Below are 23849 nucleotides of genomic sequence, written 5' to 3' on the forward strand. Positions count from 1 at the left end.
GGGGCGGCCCGCCACAGGCGCCTGGCGGTCAGGGCCATGAACACGCCCATGGTGCCGTTGAGGTACAGCCACGCGACGTGGAGGTGCTGCTTCGCGGTCCAGAACCACACCATCAGGGCCAGGTTGAGGACGTAGACAAGCGCCACCACGCCCAGCGCGGAGAGGATGCCCGCCCGCCGCTTGAAGATGAGCAGCGCGATGGTGAGCGGGTTGAGGACCGTGAACAGCTCGTTCACGACGACGAACGGCATGGGCAGCGGATCCGCCGGATCATTCGCGAAGAGGCCGTACTTCGCCACGACGAGGATGTGGATCAGTGAGCCCACGGAGAAGCACACGAACCAGATGGCCAGGATGATGCGGTTGGGCCACGGTGAGCCCCCGCTGGATGTCGCGGATGTTTCAGTGGTCATGACTTGTCCTCCAGGGCCTCGCGCAACAGCGTGGCCACGTGCCGCACGTACGGCTCCTGCATGAGTTGATGGTGTCCCCCAGGGACGTCCTTCACGTCCAGTCCCCCCCGGACGAAGGGCTCCCAGCCGCGGTGGCGGGGCACCTCGGGGGTGGGGGTCCCTTCCGTGGCGGCGAGCAACAGCGCCGGTCCGTCGTAGGGGCCAGGCACGTAGCGGTCCATGGCGCGCAGGTTGGCCTGGTAGACGCGGAACAAGGCGCGCAATTGCTCGCGGCCCGTCGCTTCCTCCAGGAGTCCGGCCTGGACGCCCACGGCGAGGAGCGTCCCCAGCATGGCTTCGTCATCCATGCGCTCCAGGGCCTCGTTGGACACCGGCAGGGTCAGGGAGAAGGCCTGGGCCACCGTCAGGGCGAAGGCGACGCGTGTGCTGGCGTCGGGGTCTTTCCTGGGAGCGTCGCCGGGAGGCGCCCCGACGCCGGGGACGTAGGCGTCCAGCAGCGCCAGCAGCCCCACGGTCTGGCCTTGAGCGCGCAGCTGGCGGGCCATCTCGAAGGCGATGACGCCGCCGAGCGACCAGCCCGCGAGGCGGTACGGCCCTTCCGGCTGCTCCGAGCGAATGGCGGCCACATACAGGGTGGCCATCTCCTCCACGGTCTCCACCACGGCATGGCCGGCCTGGAGGCCGCGAGCCTGGAGGCCGAAGACAGGCTGCTGGGGCCCCAGGAGCCGCGCCAGCTCCGGGTAGGCGAGCACGTTGCCGCCACCCGGGTGGACGAGGAACAGGGGCCGGAGGCCCGCGTCGCCCTTCTCCAGCGGGACGAGCGGCGACCACGTCTCCGTCTCGGCGCGAAGCAGGTTGGCCAGGTCCTCCACGGTGGGGTGCTGGAAGAGCGCGGCCAGGGGGACATCGCGGCCCAGTTGTTCGCGCAGCGCGGCCATCAGGCGGACCGCGAGCAGCGAGTGGCCTCCCAGCGCGAAGAAGCTGGTGCGCACCCCGATGGGCTTCACGCCCAGGACCTCTTCCCACACCGCCACGAGCTGGGACTCCAGCGCGTCACGGGGTGCGACGAAGTTCTCGGCCTGGGACGTGGTGACGTCCAGGTCCGGCAGGGCCTTGCGGTCCACCTTGCCGTTGGAGTTGAGCGGCAGTGCCTCCAGCACCACCACCGCTCCGGGCACCATGTACTCCGGCAGCCGTTGGCGCAGGCTTGCCTTCAGGGCCTCCGCTTCCAGTGTCGCGTTGGCCTTCGGCGCCACGTACGCCACGAGCCGCTTCTCCGCGCCCTCCCCCTTCGCCACCACCACCGCGTCCTTCACCGTCTCCTGCTGGCGCAGTGCGGACTCCACTTCGCCCAGCTCGATGCGGAAGCCTCGCACCTTCACCTGGAAGTCCACCCGGCCCAGGTACTCCAGCACTCCATTCGCGCGGTACCGCACGCGGTCCCCCGTGCGGTACATCCGGCTGCCTTCGGGGCCGTAGACTTCCGGCAGGAACTTCTCCGCCGTCAGATCCGGCCTCAGCAGGTAGCCGCGTGCCTGGCCTTCGCCTGCCAGGAACAACTCTCCCGCGACGCCCACCGGCACTGGCTGGAGGTACTTGTCCAGCACGTACGCACGCGTGTTGGTCAGCGGCCGGCCGATGTTCGGCACCTCATTCCGCCCCACCAGCGACCACGTCGAGTACGTCGTGTCTTCCGACGGGCCATACAGGTTGTACAGCTTGCGCACCGTGGGGATGCCGTAGACGCCCTTCGCCAGTGTCTCCGGCAAGGCTTCACCGGCGAGGTTGATGACCTGCACCGACGGCGGCACTGCGTTCAGCCGCGCCAACTGCGCCATCGCAGACGGCACCGTGTTGATGAGCGTGACGTCCACCTCCGGCTTCTCCTCCACCAGGTGCAGGGCATTGCGCACCACCACCACGCTGCCGCCCCTCACCAGCGGCGCGAAGAGTTCGAAGACGGAGAGGTCGAAGTTCAGGCTCGTTGCCGCGAGCACTGCCTTCGTCTCTTCTTCGGTGAACGTCTCCGTTGCCCACGACAGGAAGGCCACCGCGTTCCGGTGCGTCACCGCGACGCCCTTCGGACGGCCCGTGCTTCCCGACGTGTAGATGAGGTACGCCACGTTCTCCGGGCGCAGATCTGCTTCCGGTGCCTCCTTGGGCTCCGTGGCCAACGTCGCGTCCGTGTCCAGGCAGACCGCCTGCGCCCTGAAAGCGGGCAACGACTCCAGCAGGTGCGAGTGCGCCACCAGTGCCGGACCCTGCGCGTCCTCCAGCAGCCAGCCCAGGCGCTCCTTCGGATAGCTCGGGTCCAACGGTACGTACGCGCCGCCGGCCTTGAGGATGCCCAGCGTCCCCACCACCACGTCCGCCGTACGCTCCACGCACAGGCCCACTCGGGACTCGGGACCCACGCCCAGCTTGCGCAGCCGGTGCGCCAGCTGGTTCGCCTTCGCCTCCACCTCCCGGTACGTCAGCCGCTGCTTGCCGCTCACCACCGCCACGGCATCCGGCGTGCGCTTCGCTTGTGCCTCGAAGAGCTGGGGAATCGTCGCGGCGCGGTCGTACTCCGCCTGCTGCTGGTTCCACGTCACCAGCACCTGCTGGCGCTCCGCCGGAGTGAGTAGGGGCAACTGGCCCACCGCTGTTTCCGGCTTCGCCACCACGCCTTCCAGCAGCATGTGCAGGTGCTCCACCATCCGGCGCACCGTCGCTGCTTCGAACAGGTCGGTGCTGTATTCCAGCGTTCCGCTCAGGCCCTCCGCGGTCTCCACGAAGAAGACGCTCAGGTCGAACTTCGACGTTCCGCCCGCGATCTCCACAGGCCTGAGCGTCATGCCGGGCAGCCGGGCTTCACCCACGGGCACGTTCTGGAGCGCCAGCAGTGTCTGGAACAGCGGCGTGTGGCTGCGGCTGCGCTCGGGCTGGAGCGCCTCCACCAGCTTCTCGAACGGCACCTCCTGGTGTTCCTGCGCCTCCAGAACCGTCTCACGCACCTGCTGGAGCAGGCCCCGGAAGCTGGGGTCTCCGGACAGGTCCGTGCGCAGCACCAGCGTGTTGACGAAGAAGCCGATGAGGCCCTCCACCTCCGCGCGTGTGCGGCCCGCGATGGGCGAACCCACGCTGATGTCCTGCTGGCCGCTGTAGCGCGACAGCAGGACCTGCCAACCCGCCAGCAGCACCATGTACAGCGAGGCCCCTTCACGCTGCGCGAGGCCACGGAGTCCCTGGGCCAGCGATTGCGGCCAGAGGAAGTTCTGGGTCGCTCCCGCGGTTCCTCGCACCGCGGGACGCGGACGGTCCGTGGGCAACTCCAGCACTGGCGGCGCACCGGAGAGCTTCTGCTTCCAGTAGTCCACCTCCCGCTGGAGCGTCGCGCCCTGCAACCCGCCGCGCTGCCAGGCCGCGTAGTCCGCGTACTGCACGGGCAACTCCGGCAGCGGCGAGGGCTGGCCCTGCACGAACGCCGCGTAGAGCGCGCCGACCTCGCGGACCAACACGCCGAGCGACCACCCGTCCGACACGATGTGATGCATCGTGACGACGAGCACGTGTTCGCGCGTGTCGAGCTTCAGCAGGAGCGCTCGGAGGAGCAGACCGTGTGCGAGTTCGAAGGGCCTCAGCACTTCCTGCTCCACACGCTTGCGAAGCGCGGCGGTGTTCGACGTCAGGTCATCCACCGCCAGCGTGAAGGCGCTATCGGACGTGGTCCGTTGCTCCGGCTCGGGGTTGCCCGCGACGAACGTTGTCCGCAGGGCCTCGTGACGGCGCACGACCTCACGCAGGGCCCGGTCCAGGACCTCCACGTTCAGGTCGCCTTCCAGCCGTACCGCGATGGGCACGTTGTAGAGCGCCGTGCCCGGCTCCAACTGGTCGATGAACCACAGGCGCTGCTGCGCGAACGACAGTGGCAACGCTGTGTCTCGTGACACGGACACGATGGCCGGTGCCTTCGCGCGTCCAGCCTTCTCCAACCGACGGGCGAGGGCTTCCACCGTGGGCGCTTCGAACAACGCGCGCAGCGGCAGCTCCGCGCCCGTCTCCGCGCGCACCCGCGACACCACCTGTGTCGCGAGCAGCGAGTGGCCACCGAGCGCGAAGAAATCGTCCTTCACGCCGACCTGAGGCACTCGCAGCACTTCCGCCCAGATGGTCGCCAGCTTCGCTTCCACTTCCGTGCGGGGCGCTTCGTACGTGTTGCCGGACTTCTGGGCCTCCGGCTCCGGCAGGGCCTTGCGGTCCACCTTGCCGTTGGAGTTGAGCGGCAGTGCCTCCAGCACCACCACCGCTCCGGGCACCATGTACTCCGGCAGCCGTTGGCGCAGGCTTGCCTTCAGCGACTCCGCTTCCAACGTCGCGCCGGCCTTCGGCGCCACGTACGCCACGAGGCGCTTCTCCGCGCCCTCCCCCTTCGCCACCACGACGGCTTCCTTCACCGTCTCCTGCTGGCGCAGCGCGGACTCCACTTCGCCCAGCTCGATGCGGAAGCCTCGCACCTTCACCTGGAAGTCGACGCGGCCCAGGTACTCCAGCACTCCATCCGCGCGGTACCGCACCCGGTCTCCCGTGCGGTACATCCGGCTGCCTTCCGGGCCGTACACTTCCGGCAGGAACTTCTCCGCCGTCAGCTCCGGCCTCAGCAGGTAGCCGCGGGCCTGGCCTTCTCCTGCCAGGAACAACTCTCCCGCCACGCCCACCGGCACCGGCTGCAGGTACTTGTCCAGCACGTACGCCCGCGTGTTGGTCAGCGGCCGGCCGATGTTCGGCACCTCCCCGCGTCCCACCAGCGACCACGTCGAGTACGTCGTGTCTTCCGACGGGCCGTACAGGTTGTACAGCTTGCGCACCGTCGGTACCGCGTACACGGCCTTCGCCAACGTCTCCGGCAACGCTTCACCGGCGAGGTTGATGACTTGCACCGATGGCGGCACTGCGTTCAGCCGCACCAACTGCGCCATCGCCGATGGCACCGTGTTGATGAGTGTCACCTCCGCCTCTGGCTTCTCCTCCGCCAGGTGCAGGGCGTTGCGCACCACCACCACGCTGCCGCCTCGCACCAGCGGCGCGAAGAGTTCGAAGACGGAGAGGTCGAAGTTCAGGCTCGTCGCCGCGAGCACGGCCTTCGTCTCTTCTTCGGTGAACGTCTCCGTTGCCCACGCGAGGAAGGCCGCCGCGTTCCGGTGCGTCACCGCCACGCCCTTCGGGCGGCCTGTGCTTCCTGATGTGTAGATGAGGTACGCCACGTTCTCCGGGAGCAGATCTGCTTCCGGTGCCTCCGTCGGCTCCGTCGCCAATGCCGCGTCCGTGTCCAGGCAGACCGCCTGTGCACTGAAGGCGGGCAGCGACTCCAGCAGGTGCGAATGCGCCACCAACGCCGGGCCCTGCGCGTCCTCCAGCAGCCAGCCCAGCCGCTCCTTCGGGTAGCTCGGATCCAGCGACACGTAGGCGCCACCGGCCTTGAGAATGCCCAGCGTGCCCACCACCACGTCCGCCGTGCGCTCCACGCACAGGCCTACTCGCGACTCCGGGCCCACGCCCAGCTTGCGCAGCCGGTGTGCCAGCTGGTTCGCCTTCGCCTCCACCTCCCGGTACGTCAGCCGCTGCTTGCCGCTCACCACGGCCACGGCATCCGGCGTCCGCTTCGCCTGCGCCTCGAAGAGCGCCGGAATCGTCGCGTCGCGGTCGTACTCCGCCTGCTGCTGGTTCCACGTCACCAGCACCTGCTGACGCTCCGCGGGCGTGAGCAGTTGCAGCCGGCCCACCGCCGCGTCCGGCTTTGACACCATGCCTTCGAACAGCATGCGCAGGTGCTCCACCATCCGGTGCACCGTCGCCGCTTCAAACAGGTCGGTGCTGTACTCCACCGCTCCGGCCAGCCCGTCCGGCGTCTCCGTGAAGAAGAGACTCAGATCGAACTTCGACGTGCGCCCCTCGAGACTCATGGGCTTGAGCACCAGCCCTGGGAGATGGGACTCCTCGATGGGCACGTTCTGGAGCGACATCAACGTCTGGAAGAGCGGCGTGTGGCTCAAGCTGCGCTCCGGATGCAGCGCTTCCACCAGCTTCTCGAACGGCACGTCCTGGTGCTCGTACGCGCCCAGCACCATCTCCCGCACCTGCGCGAGCAGTGCGCGGAAGGACGGGTCTCCATCCATCTGGGTGCGCAGCACCAGCGTGTTGACGAAGAAGCCGATGAGGCCTTCCACCTCCGCGCGCGTGCGGCCCGCGATGGGTGAACCCACGCTGATGTCCTGCTGGCCGCTGTAGCGCGACAGCAGCACCTGCCACCCGGCCAGCAACACCATGAACAGCGAGGCGCCTTCACTTCGAGCCAGTGCGCCCAACCGCTGGGACAGCTCCAGCGGCAGCATGAAGCCCAGCGTCGAGCCGGCGTTGGTGCGCACCGCCGGACGCGGACGGTCCGTCGGCAACTCCAGCACCGGCGGTGCTCCCGTCAGCGACTGCTTCCAGTAGTCCACCTCGCGAGCCAGGGTTTCATCCCTCAGCCAGTCGCGCTGCCAGGCCGCGTAGTCCGCGTACTGCACCGGCAGCGGCGGCAGTGCCAACGCCAGGCCCTTCGCCCGCGCGGTGTACAGCGCCCCCAGCTCGCGGAGCAGGACGCCCACGGACCAGCCGTCCGACACGGCGTGGTGCATCGTGACCACAAGCAGGTGGTCGCGTGCATCCATGCGCACCATCAGCGCCCGCAGGAGCGGGCCTCGCATCAGGTCGAAGGGATTCGCAAGCTCCTCCATCACCCGCTGACGGGCCACGTCCTCCCGCTCGGGCCCGGAGCCCGTCAGGTCCAGGATGTTCAACGGCACGTCCACGGACGCGTGGATGCGCTGGACGGGCTGGCCTGCCTCCTCTTCGAACGTCGTGCGCAGGGCTTCGTGCCGTTGCACGACCTCCCTCAGGGCCTGCTCCAGCGCGGCGGCGTCCAGGTCGCCCTCCAACCGCACCACGGTGGGCACGTTGTAGAGCGGGCTGCCCGGTTCCAGCTGGTCGATGAACCACAACCGCTGCTGCGCGAAGGACAGCGGCAGCGACGCCGGACGCGCTCCGGCGCTCAGCGTGGGCACACCGGAGCGTCCCAGTTGCTCAATCCGCTGCGCCAGCGCATCCACCGTGGGCGCTTCGAACAGCAGGCGCAGAGGCATCTCAACGCCCAGCGACGTGCGGATGCGCGACACCACCTGCGTCGCCAGCAGCGAGTGGCCACCCAGCGCGAAGAAGTTGTCCTTCACGCCCACGCGCTCCAGCCGCAGCACCTCCGCCCAGATGGATGCGAGCTTCGCCTCCGTCACGGTGCGCGGGGCCACGTAGGCGTCGCCCCCACGGGCTGCCTCCGGCTCTGGCAGCGCCCTGCGGTCCACCTTGCCGTTCGCGTTGAGCGGCAGGGCGTCCAGCACCATCAGCGCCCCCGGCACCATGTACTCGGGCATCCCCTGGCGCAGGCCCGTGCGCAGCGTGTCCACGTCCAGCGCGTGGCCTTCCTTCGCCACGACGTAGCCCACGAGCCGCTTGTCGGCACCGTCGCCCCGCACCAGCACCACGGCCTCGCTCACTCCCGGCTGCCGCGCCAGCGCGATTTCGACCTCGCCCAGCTCGATGCGGAAGCCGCGCACCTTCACCTGGGAGTCGATGCGGCCGACGAAGTCCAGCTGGCCGTCCGCACGCCAGCGCACGACGTCGCCCGTCCGGTAGAGACGGGCGCCCACTTCACCCGAGAAGGCGTCCGGCACGAAGCGCTCGGCGGTGAGTCCCGGGCGTCCCGCGTAACCACGCGCCACGCCCACGCCGCCGATGTGCAACTCACCGCGCACGCCCATGGGCACCGGCTGCCCGTATGGGTCCAGCACGTAGACGCGCACGTTCGCCAGCGGCCTACCGATGGGCGGCACGTTCCCATCCGCCACCACCTCGCCCAGCGTGGCGATGACGGTGGCTTCCGTCGGGCCGTATGTATTGAGCAGGCGCCGCCCCGGAGCCCAGCGCGCGGCGACGTCCGCGGGCAGGGCCTCACCGCCGGAGATGACGGTGCGAACATTGGGCAACCCCTCGGAAGAGGTGGCCGCCAGTGCCGCGGGGGTGAGGCTGACGACGCTCAACTCCTGCTCACGCAGCAGCACGGGCAGCGGCGCGCCCGGCATCAACTTCTCCAGCGGCGCGAGCACCAGCGTGGCGCCGTTGCAGAGTGTGGTGAAGATCTCCTCCACCGACAGGTCGAAGCTGAGGCTGGCGAACTGAAGCACTCGGCTGCCAGGGCCGATGCCGTACGCCACCGCTTCGTGGGTGACCAGGTTGGCCACGCCGCGATGCTCCACCGCCGTGCCCTTCGGCGTCCCCGTGCTGCCCGAGGTGTAGAGCAGGTACGCCATGTTCGCGGGCGTCACGCCCGTCACAGGCGCATCCGTCGACTCCCTGGCCAGCGACTCGCGCTCCGTATCCAGGCAGAGCGCACGTGCATGCAGGGCCTCCGGGAAGCGGGCCACCAGGGGCTGCTGGGTGACGAGCACCTGCGCCGCGCTGTCCTCCAGCATGAAGGCCAGGCGCTCACGGGGCAGGAGCGGATCCACGGGCACCCAGGCGCCACCGGCCTTCAGGATGCCGAGCAGGCCCATGACGATGTCGAGGGAGCGCTCGACACTGAGGGCGACGCGGACCTCCGGGCCCACGCCACGACGGCGCAGGGCGTGGGCGAGCTGATTGGCGCGCGCATCCAGCTGCGCGTACGTCAGTTGCGTTCCCTCGAAGACAGCAGCCACTGCCTCTGGCGCGCGACGGACCTGTGCCTCGAAGAGCGCGTGCAGGCAGGACTCGGGGAAGGGCGCGCGCGTGGCGTTCCACTCCACCAGCATTTCGCGGCGTTCGGCGCCGGTCAGCAGGGGCAGTCGGGCCACTCGCGTGTCCGGGCGCGCGACCGCGCCTTCGAGCAGCGTGAGCAGGTGCGTGACCATCCGCTGGACCGTGCCCGCGTCGAACAGCTCCGTGCTGTACTCCATCGTGCCGGAGAGGCCCTGAGGCTGCTCCATGAATGACACGCTCAGGTCGAACTGCGCGATGGGGCTCTCCACGTTCACCGGCTGGAGCACCACGTCCGGCAGCCGCAGCTCGCCCATCGGCATGTTCTGGAGGGCGACCATCGTCTGGAAGAGCGGCGTGTGGCTGCGGCTGCGCTCGGGCTGGAGGACCTCGACCAGCTTCTCGAACGGGACCTCCTGGTGCTCGTACGCATCCAGCACCGTTTCACGCACCTGGGCGAGCAACTGCCGGAAGGACAGGGCGCCGTCCACGTCCGCGCGCAGCACGAGCGTATTGACGAAGAAGCCGATGAGCCCCTCCAGCTCCGCGCGCATGCGGCCCGCGATGGGTGAACCCACGCTGATGTCCTGCTGGCCGCTGTAGCGAGCCATCAGCACCTGCCACCCCGACAGCAGCACCATGTACAGAGAGGCCCCTTCCCGCTGGGCCAGCGCCTTGAGCGCTCCCGTCAACGACCGGGACAGGGTGAAGGCGTACTTCGCGCCCGCGATGCCCCGCTCGGGCGGACGCGGGCGGTCCGTGGGCAGCTCCAGCACCGGCGGCGCGCCGGCGAGCTTCCGCTTCCAGTAGTCCACCTGCCGCGCGAGGACTTCTCCCTGGAGCCGGCCGCGTTGCCAGGACGCGTAGCGCGCGTACTGCACGGGCAGCTCGGGCAGAGGGGACGGCTGCCCCGAGGAGAAGGCCGCGTAGAGCGCGCCCACCTCGCGGATCAACACGCCCAGCGACCAGCCGTCCGACACGATGTGGTGCATCGTCACCACGAGGACGCTCTCGCGCTCCCCGAGCGTGAACAGCCGGGTGCGGATCAACGGCCCACGGCCCAGGTCGAAGGGGCGGAGCATCTCCTGCTCCACCTGCCGGTGGGCCTCCGTCTCGCGGCGGGCTTCGTCGATGGACCGCAGGTCCTCCCGGCCCAGCTCCAGTGACAGGGTGGGCTGGATGACCTGGATGGCCTGACCGCCGCGCTCCTCGAAGGTGGTCCGCAGGGCTTCGTGACGGCGCACGACCTCGTTCAGGGCCCGCTCCAGGGCCGCGACATCCAGCGCGCCCATCAGCCGCACCGCCACGGGCAGGTTGTAGAGCGCCGTACCCGGCTCCAACTGGTCGATGAACCACAGGCGCTGCTGCGCGAACGACAGCGGCGGCGTCATGCCCATCAACGAGTCGCCCGGCATCGAACTCTGACCGCGGCCCGCCGTCCCCATCCGTTGGGCCAGGGCCTCGAGCGTGGGAGCCTCGAACAGCGCACGCAGCGGCAACTCCACGCCGGTCTCCGTGCGGATGCGCGACACCACCTGCGTCACCAGCAGCGAGTGGCCTCCGAGCGCGAAGAAGTCGTCCTTCACGCCCACCTGGGGGACTCGCAGCACTTCCGCCCAGATGGCCGCCAGCTTCGCTTCCGTCTCCGTGCGCGGGGCCACGTACGTGCGGGTGGAGGTCGGTGCCTCCGGCTCCGGCAGGGCCTTGCGGTCCACCTTGCCGTTGGAGTTGAGCGGCAGTGCCTCCAGCACCACCACCGCCCCAGGCACCATGTACTCCGGCAGCCGCTGACGCAGGCTTGCCTTCAGCGACTCCGCTTCCAACGTCGCGCCGGCCTTCGGCGCCACGTACGCCACGAGGCGCTTCTCCGCGCCCTCCCCCTTCGCCACCACCACTGCTTCCTTCACTGCCTCTTGCTGGCGCAGCGCGGACTCCACTTCGCCCAGCTCGATGCGGAAGCCTCGCACCTTCACCTGGAAGTCCACTCGGCCCAGGTACTCCAGCACTCCGTCCGCCCGGTACCGCACCCGGTCCCCCGTGCGGTACATCCGGCTGCCTTCCGGGCCGTAGACTTCCGGCAGGAACTTCTCCGCCGTCAGCTCCGGCCTCAGCAGGTAGCCGCGCGCCTGGCCTTCGCCCGCCAGGAACAGCTCTCCCGCGACGCCCACCGGCACCGGCTGCAGGTGCTTGTCCAGCACGTAGGCCCGCGTGTTGGTCAGCGGCCGGCCGATGTTCGGCACCTCTGCGCGCCCCACCAGCGACCACGTCGAGTACGTCGTGTCTTCCGACGGGCCGTACAGGTTGTAGAGCTTCCTCACCGTGGGGATGCCGTAGACCCCCTTCGCCAACGTCTCCGGCAACGCTTCACCGGCGAGATTGATGACCTGCACTGACGGCGGCACCGCGTTCAGCCGCACCAACTGCGCCATCGCCGACGGCACCGTGTTGATGAGCGTCACCTCCGCCTCCGGTTTCTCCTCCGCCAGGTGCAGGGCATTGCGCACCACCACCACGCTGCCGCCTCGCACCAGCGGCGCGAAGAGTTCGAAGACGGAGAGGTCGAAGTTCAGGCTCGTCGCCGCGAGCACCGCCTTCGTCTCTTCTTCGGTGAACGTCTCTGTCGCCCACGCGAGGAAGGCCGCCGCGTTCCGGTGCGTCACCGCCACGCCCTTCGGACGGCCCGTGCTTCCCGACGTGTAGATGAGGTACGCCACGTTCTCCGGGCGCAGTTCTGCTTCCGGTGCCTCCTTGGGCTCCGTCGCCAATGCCGCGTCCGTGTCCAGGCAGACCGCCTGCGCCCTGAAGGCGGGCAGCGACTCCAAGAGGTGCGAGTGCGCGACCAACGCCGGGCCTTGCGCATCCTCCAGCAGCCAGCCCAGACGTTCCTTCGGGTAGCTCGGATCCAACGGCACGTACGCGCCGCCGGCCTTGAGGATGCCCAGCGTCCCCACCACCACGTCCGCCGTGCGCTCCACGCACAGGCCCACTCGCGACTCCGGACCCACGCCCAGCTTGCGCAGCCGGTGTGCCAGCTGGTTCGACTTCTCCTCCACCTCCCGGTACGTCAGTTGCTGCTTGCCGCTCACCACGGCCACGGCATCCGGCGTGCGCTTCGCCTGCGCCTCGAAGAGCGCCGGAATCGTCGCGTTCCGGTCGTACTCCGCCTGCTGCTGGTTCCACGTCACCAGCACCTGCTGACGCTCCACGGGCGTGAGCAGGGACAGCCGTCCCACCGCTGCGTCCGGCTTTGACACCACGCCTTCCAGAAGCATGCGCAGGTGCTCCACCATCCGGCGCACCGTCGCTGCTTCGAACAGGTCGGTGCTGTACTCCACCGCTCCGGCCAGCCCGTCCGGCGTCTCCGTGAAGAAGAGGCTCAGGTCGAACTTCGACGTCCGGCCTTCGTAAGGCACGGGCTTGAGCACCAGGCCGGGGAGTCTGGACTCCTCGACAGGCACGTTCTGGAGCGACATCGACGTCTGGAACAGCGGCGTGTGGCTCAGGCTGCGCTCGGGCTGCAGTGCCTCCACCAGTTTCTCGAAGGGCACGTCCTGGTGCTCGTATGCGCCCAGCACCGTGCCCCTCACCTGCTTCAGCAGCTCACGGAAAGACGCCTCTCCGTCGACCTGGGTGCGCAGCACCAGCGTGTTGACGAAGAAGCCGATGAGGCCCTCCACCTCCGCGCGCGTGCGTCCCGCGATGGGGGAACCCACGCTGATGTCCGTCTGCCCCGAGTACCTCGACAACAGCACCTGCCACCCGGCCAGCAGCGCCATGAACAGCGAGGCACCCTCTTGCTGGGCCAGCGCGTTCAGCTTCCGGGACAGGTCCAGCGGCAACATGAATCCCAGCGTCGTGCCACCGTTGGTGCGCACCGCCGGACGAGGACGGTCCGTCGGCAGCTCCAGCACCGGCGGTGCTCCCATCAGCGACTGCTTCCAGTAGTCCACCTCGCGCGCCAGGGTTTCATCCCGCAGCCAGTCACGCTGCCAGGCCGCGTAGTCCCCGTACTGCACGGGCAACTCGGGCAGGGGTGACGGCTGCCCCGAGGAGAAGGCCGCGTACAGCGCGCCCACTTCGCGGATCAACACGCCCAACGACCAGCCGTCCGACACGATGTGGTGCATCGAGACGACCAGCGCGTGCTCCTGATTGCCCAACTTCAGCAGGAGCGCTCGCAGCAGCGGACCACGCGACAGGTCGAACGGCTTCAACATCTCCTGTTCGATCCGCTGCCGTGCAGCGGACTCGGACACCTCCACCCGCTCCAGGTGCAGGGCCAGGTCCGAATGGATGACATGGAGGGGCTGACCGTCCTGCACCTCGAAGGTCGTGCGCAGGGCCTCGTGACGGCTCACGACCTCCCGCAGGGCACGCTCCAGGACGCCCACGTCCAGGTCACCTTCCAGCCGCAGTGCCACGGGCATGTTGTAGAGCGCGGTGCCTGGCTCCAGTTGGTCGATGAACCACAACCGCTGCTGCGCGAACGACAGCGGCCGTGCAGTGGCCCCCAGCCGGCGCCTCATCGCCGTCTTGCTCGAGAACGCGGCTTTCTCCAGCTGATGGGCGAGCGACTCCACCGTGCGCGATTCGAACAGCGCGCGCAGCGGCAGCTCCGCGCCCATCTCCGCGCGCACTCGCGACACCACCTGTGTCGCCAGCAGGGAGTGGCCACCCAGCGCGAAGAAGTCGTCCTTCACGCCCACCTGGGGCACCCGCAGCACCTCCGCCCAGATGGCCGCGAGCCTTGCTTCCGCATCCGTGCGCGGAGCCTCGTAGGTACTTCCGGCCTTTTGCGCATCCGGCTCCGGCAGGGCCTTGCGGTCCACCTTGCCGTTGGAATTGAGCGGCAGTGCCTCCAACACCACCACCGCCCCAGGCACCATGTACTCCGGCAGCCGCTGACGCAGGCTTGCCTTCAGCGACTCCGCTTCCAACGTCGCGCCGGCCTTCGGCGCCACGTACGCCACGAGGCGCTTCTCCGCGCCCTCCCCCTTCGCCACCACCACCGCTTCCTTCACCGACTCCTGTTGACGCAGGGCTGCTTCGACTTCGCCCAGCTCGATACGGAAGCCTCGCACCTTCACCTGGAAGTCCACTCGGCCCAGGTACTCCAGCACTCCGTCCGCCCGGTACCGCACCCGGTCTCCCGTGCGGTACATCCGGCTGCCTTCCGGGCCGTAGACTTCCGGCAGGAACTTCTCCGCCGTCAGCTCCGGCCTCAGCAGGTAGCCGCGCGCCTGGCCTTCGCCCGCCAGGAACAGCTCGCCCGCGACGCCCACCGGCACCGGCTGCAGATACTTGTCCAGCACGTACGCCCGCGTGTTGGTCAGCGGCCGGCCGATGTTCGGCACCTCTGCGCGCCCCACCAGCGACCACGTCGAGTACGTCGTGTCTTCCGACGGCCCATACAGGTTGTAGAGCTTCCTCACCGTGGGGATGCCGTAGACCCCCTTCGCCAACGTCTCCGGCAATGCTTCACCGGCGAGGTTGATGACCTGCACTGACGGCGGCACTGCATTCAGCCGCACCAACTGCGCCATCGCCGACGGCACCGTGTTGATGAGCGTCACCTCCGCCTCTGGCTTCTCCTCCGCCAGGTGCAGGGCATTGCGCACCACCACCACGCTGCCGCCTCGCACCAACGGCGTGAAGAGTTCAAAGACGGAGAGGTCGAAGTTCAGGCTCGTCGCCGCGAGCACCGCCTTCGTTTCCTCCTCCGTGAACGTCTCCGTTGCCCACGCCAGGAAGGCCACTGCGTTCCGGTGCGTTACCGCCACGCCCTTCGGGCGGCCTGTGCTTCCTGACGTGTAGATGAGGTACGCCACGTTCTCCGGGCGCACCTCCGGCGTCGGCGGGCAGCAGGACTCTTCCGCCCACTCTTCTTCACGGTCCAGGCACACCGGCTTCGCGCTGAAGGCGGGCAGCGACTCCAGCAGGTGCGAATGCGCCACCAATGCCGGGCCCTGCGCATCCTCCAGCAGCCAGCCCAGTCGCTCCTTCGGGTAGCTCGGATCCAACGGCACGTAGGCGCCGCCGGCCTTGAGGATGCCCAGCGTGCCCACCACGACGTCCGCCGTGCGCTCCACGCACAGGCCTACTCGCGATTCCGGACCGACTCCCAGCTTGCGCAGCCGGTGCGCCAACTGGTTCGCTTTCGCCTCTACGTCCCGGTACGTCATCCGCTGCTTGCCGCTCACCACGGCAACGGCATTCGGAGTGCGCTTCGCTTGCGCCTCGAAGAGCCCCGGAATCGTCGCGTCGCGCGCGTACTCCGCCTGCTGCTGGTTCCACGTCACCAGCACTTGCTGGCGCTCCGCTTCCATCAACATGGGCAACTGGCCCACCGCTGCGTCCGGCTTCGCCACCATGCCTTCGAACAGCACTCGCAGGTGCTCCGCCATCCGGCGCACCGTCGCTGCTTCGAACAGGTCGGTGCTGTACTCCATCGCACCCGTCAGTCCGTCTGGCGTCTCCATGAAGAAGAGGCTCAGGTCGAACTTCGACGTCCGGCCTTCGTAGGCCACGGGCTTGAGCGTCAAGCCCGGCAGTCGCGTTTCGCTCTCAGGCAGGTTCTGGAGCGCCAGGAACACCTGGAACAACGGCGTGTGACGCCGGTCGCGCTCAGGCTGGAGCGCCTCCACCAGCTTCTCGAAGGGCACGTCCTGGTGCTCGTACGCGCCAAGCACCGTCTCCCGCACCTGCGTGAGCAGCGCCCGGAAGGACTGGCCTCCATCCACCTGGGCGCGCAGCACCAGCGTGTTGACGAAGAAGCCGATGAGGCCCTCCACCTCCGCGCGCGTGCGTCCCGCGATGGGCGAACCCACGCTGATGTCGTCCTGCCCCGAGTACCTCGACAGCAGGACCTGCCAACCCGCAAGCAGCGCCATGTACAGCGACGCACCTTCCCGCTGGGCCAGCGCCTTGAGGTCCCCCGTCAGCGACCGGGACAAGGGGAAGGAGTACGTCGCTCCCGCGCTGCCACGCACCGGCGGACGGGGATGGTCCGTGGGCAACTCCAGCACCGGCGGCGCGCCAACGAGCTTCCGCTTCCAGTAGTCCACCTCCTGCTGGAGCGTCGCGCCCTGCAACCCGTCGCGCTGCCAGGCCGCGTAGTCCGCGTACTGCACAGGGAGCTCTGGCAGCGGCGACGGACGGCCTTCCGCGAAGGCCGCGTACAGCGCGCCCACCTCCCGGATCAGCACGCCCAGCGACCAGCCGTCCGACACGATGTGATGCATCGTGACGACCAACACGTGCTCCGCGCTTCCCAGCGTCAGCAGGAGTGCCCGGATCAGCGGACCGCGCGACAGGTCGAACGGCTTCAACATCTCCTGCTCAATCCGCTGCCGCGCATCCCCCGAGGACACCTCCACCCGCTCCAGATGCAGGGTCATGTCCGAGTGGATGACCTGGAGGGACTGACCATCCTTCTCCGCGAACGTCGTCCGCAGCGCTTCATGGCGCCGCACCACTTCGCGCAGCGCCCGTTCCAGGACGTCCTGGCGCAGCGCCCCCTCCAGCCGCACCGCGACGGGCACGTTGTAGAGCGCCGTCCCCGGCTCCAGCTGGTCGATGAACCACAACCGCTGCTGCGCGAACGACAGCGGCCGGGCGGCATCCCCCAGCCTGCGCTCCATCGTGTTCTTGCCAGAGAACGCGGTCTGCCCCAGCTGACGAGCGAGCGACTCCACCGTTCGCGCTTCGAACAGCGCACGCAGCGGCAGCTCCGCGCCCGTCTCCGCGCGAACTCGCGACACGACTTGTGTCGCGAGCAGCGAGTGTCCGCCCAGCGCGAAGAAGTCGTCCTTCACGCCCACCCGAGGGACGCGCAGCACTTCCGCCCAGATGGCCGCCAGCTTCGCTTCCGTCTCCGTGCGCGGGGCTGCGTAGGTGATGATGGCTGCCGGCGCCTCCGGATCCGGCAGGGCTTTGCGGTCCACCTTGCCGTTGGAGTTGAGCGGCAGTGCCTCCAGCACCACTACTGAACCGGGCACCATGTACTCCGGCAGCCGTTGGCGCAGGCTCGCCTTCAAGGCCTCCGCTTCCAGTGTCGCGCCGGCCTTCGGGGCCACGTACGCCACGAGCCGCTTCTCCGCGCCCTCCCCCTTCGCCACCACCACCGCTTCCTTCACTGCCTCTTGCTGGCGCAGCGCGGACTCCACTTCGCCCAGCTCGATGCGGAAGCCTCGCACCTTCACCTGGAAGTCCACTCGGCCCAGGTACTCCAGCACTCCGTCCGCGCGGTACCGCACCCGGTCTCCCGTGCGGTACATGCGGCTGCCTTCGGGGCCGTACACCTCCGGCAGGAACTTCTCCGCCGTCAGCTCCGGCCTCAGCAGGTAGCCGCGCGCCTGGCCTTCGCCTGCCAGGAACAACTCTCCCGCTACGCCCGCCGGTACCGGCTGCAGGTACTTGTCCAGCACGTACGCCCGCGTGTTGGTGAGCGGCCGGCCGATGTTCGGCACCTCTGCGCGCCCCACCAGTGACCACGTCGAGTACGTCGTGTCTTCCGACGGGCCGTACAAGTTGTAGAGCTTCTGAACTGTTGGCACCGCGTACACGGCCCTTGCCAGCGTCTCGGGCAGCGCTTCACCAGCGAGATTCACTACGCGCACCGACGGCGGCACCGCCTTCAGCCGCACCAACTGCGCCATCGCCGATGGCACCGTATTGATGAGCGTGACGTCCGCTTCTGGCTTCTCCTCCGCCAGGTGCAGAGCGTTGCGCACCACCACCACGCTGCCGCCTCGCACCAGCGGCGCGAAGAGTTCGAACACCGAGAGGTCGAAGTTCAGGCTCGTCGCCGCGAGTACCGCCTTCGTCTCCTCCTCCATGAACGTCTCCGTTGCCCACGCGAGGAAGGCCACCGCGTTCCGGTGCGTCACCGCCACGCCCTTTGGGCGGCCTGTGCTTCCTGACGTGTAGATGAGGTACGCCACGTTCTCCGGGCGCACCTCCGGCGTCGGCGAGCAGCAGGACTCTTCCGCCCACTCCTCCTCACGGTCCAGGAAGACCGCCTGCGCGCTGAAGGCGGGCAGCGACTCCAAGAGGTGCGAGTGCGCCACCAATGCCGGGCCCTGTGCGTCCTCCAGCAGCCAGCCCAGTCGCTCCTTCGGATAGCTCGGATCCAACGGCACGTACGCGCCGCCGGCCTTGAAGATGCCCAGCGTGCCCACCACCACGTCCGCCGTGCGCTCCACGCACAGGCCCACTCGCGACTCCGGGCCCACGCCCAGCTTGCGCAGCCGGTGCGCCAGCTGGTTCGCCTTCGCCTCCAGCTCCCGGTACGTCAGCCGCTGCTTGCCGCTCACCACGGCTACAGCATTCGGGGTGCGCTTCGCTTGTGCCTCGAAGAGCAGGGGAATCGTCGCGGCGCGGTCGTACTCCGCCTGCTGCTGGTTCCACGTCACCAGCACCTGCTGGCGCTCCGCGTCCGTCAGCATGGGCAGCCGGCCGACTGCCTCCTCCGGCTTCGCCACCACGCCTTCCAACAGCACTCGCAGGTGCTCCACCATCCGGCGCACCGTCGCCGCTTCGAACAGGTCGGTGCTGTATTCCACCGCTCCGCTCAAGCCCTGCGGCGTCTCCGTGAAGAAGATGCTCACATCGAACTTCGACGTACGAAGCTCCAGCTCCAAGGGCTTCATCGTCAGCCCGGGCAGCCGTGCCTCTCCATCGGGCGTGTTCTGCAACGCGAGCAGTGACTGAAACAGCGGCGTGTGACTCAGGCTGCGCTCGGGCTGCAGCGCTTCCACCAGCTTCTCGAACGGCACGTCCTGGTGCTCGTACGCCTCCAGCACCGTGCCTTTCACTTGCGTCAGCAACTCCCGGAAGGATTTCTCTCCGTCCACCTGCGCGCGCAGCACCAGCGTGTTGACGAAGAAGCCAATGAGCCCTTCCAGCTCCGCTCTCGTCCGGCCCGCGATGGGCGAACCCACGCTGATGTCCGTCTGTCCGCTGTAGCGCGACAGCAGCATCTGCCACGCCGCCAGCAGCACCATGTACAGCGATGCACCCTCGCGCTGCGCCAGCGCCTTCAGTCCCTGCTCCAGCGATAACGGCAGAACGAATGAATGGATCGCACCCGCGTTGCCTCGCACCGCGGGGCGCGGATGGTCCGTGGGCAATTCCAGGACGGGCGGCGTCCCGGCGAGCTTCCCCCTCCAGAAGTCCACCTCCTTCTGGAGCGTCTCGCCCTGCAACCAGCCACGCTGCCACACCGCATAGCCCGCGTACTGCAACGACAGCTCCGGCAGCGGCGACGGACGCCCTTCCGTGAAGGCCGCGTACAACGCTCCCACTTCGCGGATCAGCACGCCGAGCGACCATCCGTCCGACACGATGTGGTGCATCGTGATGAGCAGCACGTGCTCGGCGGCTCCCAGCTTCAGCAGGCTCGCCCGGATGAGCGGCCCCTTTTGCAGGTCGAAGGGCTCCGCCAACTCCACTCCGAGCCGGCGCCGGACTTCCGCCTCCCGCTGCTCGCCGTCCAATGCCCCCAGGTCGACCTGCACCATGGAGAGGCGCACTTCGTCGGCATGGATGCGCTGCACGGGCTGTCCCTCGTGCAGCTCGAACGTCGTGCGGAGGGATTCGTGGCGCCGGACGATTTCACGCAGGGCCCAGTCCAGGGCTCCCACGTCCAGCTCGCCTTCCAGGCGCACCGCGACGGGCACGTTGTAGAGCGCCGAGCCCGGCTCCAACTGGTCGATGAACCACAGGCGCTGCTGCGCGAACGACAGCGGCGACGGCCCAGCGTTCGCGATCGACTCCAGCGCCACGGGCAGCGGACGCTCGGCCGTCTCCAGCCGTCGGGCCAGGGCTTCAAGCGTCGGAGCCTCGAACAACGTCCGCAGTGGCAGCTCCGCGCCCAGCTCCTTCCGGATCCGCGACACCACCTGGGTCGCCAGCAGCGAGTGCCCGCCCAGCGCGAAGAAGTTGTCCCTCACCCCGACCCGCGGGACGCGCAGCACTTCCGCCCAGATGGCCGCCAGCTTCTGCTCCGACTCCGTGCGAGGCGCTTCGTACTCGTGCTGCGAAGCAGTCGCTGCGATTTCAGGTAGCGCCTTGCGGTCCACCTTGCCGTTGGCCGTGAGCGGCAGCGCTTCCAACACGCCCATCGCCGACGGCACCATGTACTCCGGCAACCGCTGCCGCAGCTCCGCTTCCACTGCCTTCGGATCGATGTTCTGTCCCGGCTTCGCCACGAGCCACGCGACGAGCCGCTTGTCTCCGCCGACGTCGCGCACCACCGCCGCGGCTTCCGCCACGCCCGGATGCTGGAGGAGGGCCGCTTCCACCTCGCCCAACTCGATTCGGAAGCCTCGCACCTTCACCTGGAAGTCGGTGCGCCCCAGGAACTCCAGCGTCCCGTCTTCCTTCCAGCGCGCCTTGTCTCCCGTCCGGTACAGCCGCGCGCCGGGCTCCGTACTGAACGCGTTCGGAACGAAGCGCTCCGCCGTCAGGTCTGTACGGTTGAGGTAGCCCCACGCCAGGCCTTCGCCGCCGACGTACAGCTCTCCCGGCACGCCCACTCCGGCCACGCCGCCGTACCCGTCCAGCACGTACGCCGTCGAGTTTCCAATCGGCTTGCCGATGGGCACTGAAGCGGTGACGGCCGAGTCACGCGTGAGCGCGTGCGTCGCGGAGAACGTCGTGTTCTCCGTCGGGCCGTATCCGTTCACCAGCACCGCGCCTTCCGGCAAGTGCTTCAAGTGCTCGCGCACTCGCTGGGCTGGCAACACGTCGCCGCCCGCGAGGACCTGCGACACTTCCGCCAGCGCATCCACCTGATGCAGCGCCATCTGTTCGTACAGCGCGGCGGTCAGCCACAGCGTGCTGATGCGCTCCTTTCGCAGCAGCACGCCCAGCTCCTCCAGCGTCTGTGCGTGCGGCGGCGCCAGCACCAGCTTCGCCCCGTGCAGCAGCGCGCCCCAGAGTTCCAGCGTCGACGCGTCAAAGGCCACCGGCGCCAGTTGCAGCCAGACCTCCCCCGGCCCGAAGCGCAGGAAGTCGTTGCCCACCACCAGCCGCGTGATGCCCCGGTGCGGCACGCTCACGCCCTTCGGCCGGCCGGTGCTTCCCGACGTGAACATCACGTACGCCAGGTCGTCCGCGCTCACTTCTTCCTGCGGCGCCGAGGTCGGCAGGTGCGCGATCTCGCTCCATGCAGTGTCCAGCAGCAGCGGCGTTCCCGCGCTCGCCGGCAGCTTCTCCACCAGCGACCGCTGCGTCAGCGTCACGCCCACGCCCGCATCCCCCAGCAGCAGCGCGATGCGCTCCGCCGGGTAGTTGCGGTCCACCGGGACGTATACGCCCCCGGCCTTCAGGATGGCCAGTAGCCCCGCCACCATCTCCAGCGAGCGCTCCACGTACACGCCCACCCGCGTGCCACGCTTCACTCCCTGGCTCCGCAGGTGGTGCGCCAGCTGGTTCGCCTTCGCGTCCAGCTCGCCGTAAGTCAGCGTGCCGCCCCCTTCCGCGAGCTTCAGCGCCACCGCGTCCGGCGTCTGCTTCGCCTGTGCCTCGAAGCGGGCGTGCACCGACATGTCACGGGAGGACTGCGTGGCCGTCGGGTTCCACGTCAGCAGCACCTGCTGGCGCTCCGCCTCCGTCAGCATGGGCAGCCGGCCCACTGCCTCCTCCGGCTTCGCCACCACGCCTTCCAGCAGCACCCGCAGGTGCTCCACCATCCGGCGCACCGTCGCTGCTTCGAACAACTCGGTGCTGTACTCCACCGCTCCACTCAAGCCCTGCGGCGTCTCCGTGAAGAAGATGCTCACGTCGAACTTCGACGTGCGGATCTCCAGCTCCAGGGGCTTCATCGTCAGCCCGGGCAGGCGCGCCTCTCCCTCGGGCGTGTTCTGCAATGCCAGCAGTGACTGAAACAGCGGCGTGTGACTCAGGCTGCGCTCGGGCTGCAGCGCCTCCACCAGTTTTTCGAACGGCACGTCCTGGTGCTCGTAGGCCTCCAACACCGTGCCCCGCACCTGCGTCAGCAACTCACGGAACGACTTCTCACCGTCCACCTGCGCATGCAGCACCAGCGTGTTGACGAAGAAGCCGATGAGTCCTTCCAGCTCCGCCCGCGTCCGACCCGCGATGGGCGAACCCACGCTGATGTCCGTCTGTCCGCTGTAGCGCGACAGCAGCGCCTGCCACGCCGCCAGCAGCACCATGTACAGCGATGCGCCCTCGCGCTGCGCCAGCGCCTTCAGTCCCTGCTCCAGCGATGACGGCAGCACGAAGGAATGAACCGCTCCCGCGTTGCCTCGCACCGCCGGCCGCGGATGGTCCGTGGGCAACTCCAGGACTGGCGGCGTCCCGGCGAGCTTCCCCCTCCAGAAGTCCACCTCCTTCTGGAGCGTCTCTCCCTGCAACCAACCGCGCTGCCACGCCGCGTAGCCCGCGTACTGCAACGACAGCTCTGGCAGGGGCGACGGACGCCCTTCCGTGAAGGCCGCGTACAACGCCCCCACTTCACGGATCAGCACTCCCAGCGACCAGCCATCCGACACGATGTGGTGCATCGTGATGAACAGCACGTGCTCGGTGACGCCCAGCTTCAGCAGGCTCGCCCGGATGAGCGGCCCCCTGTACAGGTCGAAGGGCTCCGCCAACTCCACTCCGAGCCGGCGCCGGACCTCCGCCTCCCGCTGCTCGCTGTCGATTCCCTCCAGGTCGACGTCCGCTACCGGCAGGCGCGCGTGGGGATGGATGCGCTGCACGGGCTGGCCCTCGTGCAGCTCGAACGTCGTGCGGAGGGACTCGTGGCGCCGGACGATTTCGTCCAGGGCTCGCACGAGCGCACCCCGCTTCAAGGTGCCCCGCAGCCGGACCGCGACGGGCACGTTGTAGATCGCGCTTCCCGGTTCCATCTGGTCGATGAACCACAGGCGCTGCTGCGCGAACGACAGCGGCGGCGCTTCATCACTCGCGGCGGACTTCAGCGCCGTGGACTGGTGACTCGCGGCCGTTCCCAGCCGCTCGGCCAGGACTTCGAGCACGGGGGCCTCGAAGAGGACGCGCAACGAGATCTCCACTCCGAACTCCGAGCGGATCCGTGACACCACCTGCGTCGCCAGCAGCGAGTGGCCACCGAGCGAGAAGAAGTTGTCCCTCAGCCCCACCCAGGGCACCCGCAGGACCTCCGCCCAGATGGCCGCCAGCTTCTTCTCCACCTCCGTGCGGGGCGCTTCGAAGGCGGTGCCTGCCTCCTGCGCTTCCAGCGCCATGAGCGCCTTGCGGTCCACCTTGCCGTTGGCCGTGAGCGGCAGCGCTTCCAACACGCCCATCGCCGACGGCACCATGTACTCCGGCAACCGCTGCCGCAGCTCCGCTTCCACTGCCTTCGGATCGATGTTCTGTCCCGGCTTCGCCACGAGCCACGCGACGAGCCGCTTGTCTCCGCCGACGTCGCGCACCACCGCCGCGGCTTCCGCCACGCCCGGATGCTGGAGGAGGGCCGCTTCCACCTCGCCCAACTCGATTCGGAAGCCTCGCACCTTCACCTGGAAGTCGGTGCGCCCCAGGAACTCCAGCGTCCCGTCTTCCTTCCAGCGCGCCTTGTCTCCCGTCCGGTACAGCCGCGCGCCGGGCTCCGTGCTGAACGCGTTCGGAACGAAGCGC

2 protein-coding genes (1 of these 2 running past the window's edge) are annotated in these 23849 nt (G+C 68.8%); both read right to left on the minus strand.

The features are described 5' to 3' along the window. Positions 1-413: hypothetical protein (locus tag D7Y15_RS05285; protein ID WP_148712695.1), on the minus strand; the 413-nt coding region annotated here is incomplete at its 3' end. Then, positions 410-23849, minus strand: partial view of a non-ribosomal peptide synthetase gene (locus tag D7Y15_RS05290; protein WP_148712696.1) — the 3' portion only. The gene runs 5786 nt beyond the window's last position; only the last 23440 of its 29226 coding nucleotides appear in the window; its start codon lies off the right edge, out of view; it ends in the stop codon at positions 410-412. The genes D7Y15_RS05290 and D7Y15_RS05285, both read right to left, overlap by 4 nt.

Source organism: Corallococcus sp. AB030 (assembly GCF_003668965.1).
Lineage (GTDB): Bacteria > Myxococcota > Myxococcia > Myxococcales > Myxococcaceae > Corallococcus > Corallococcus exiguus.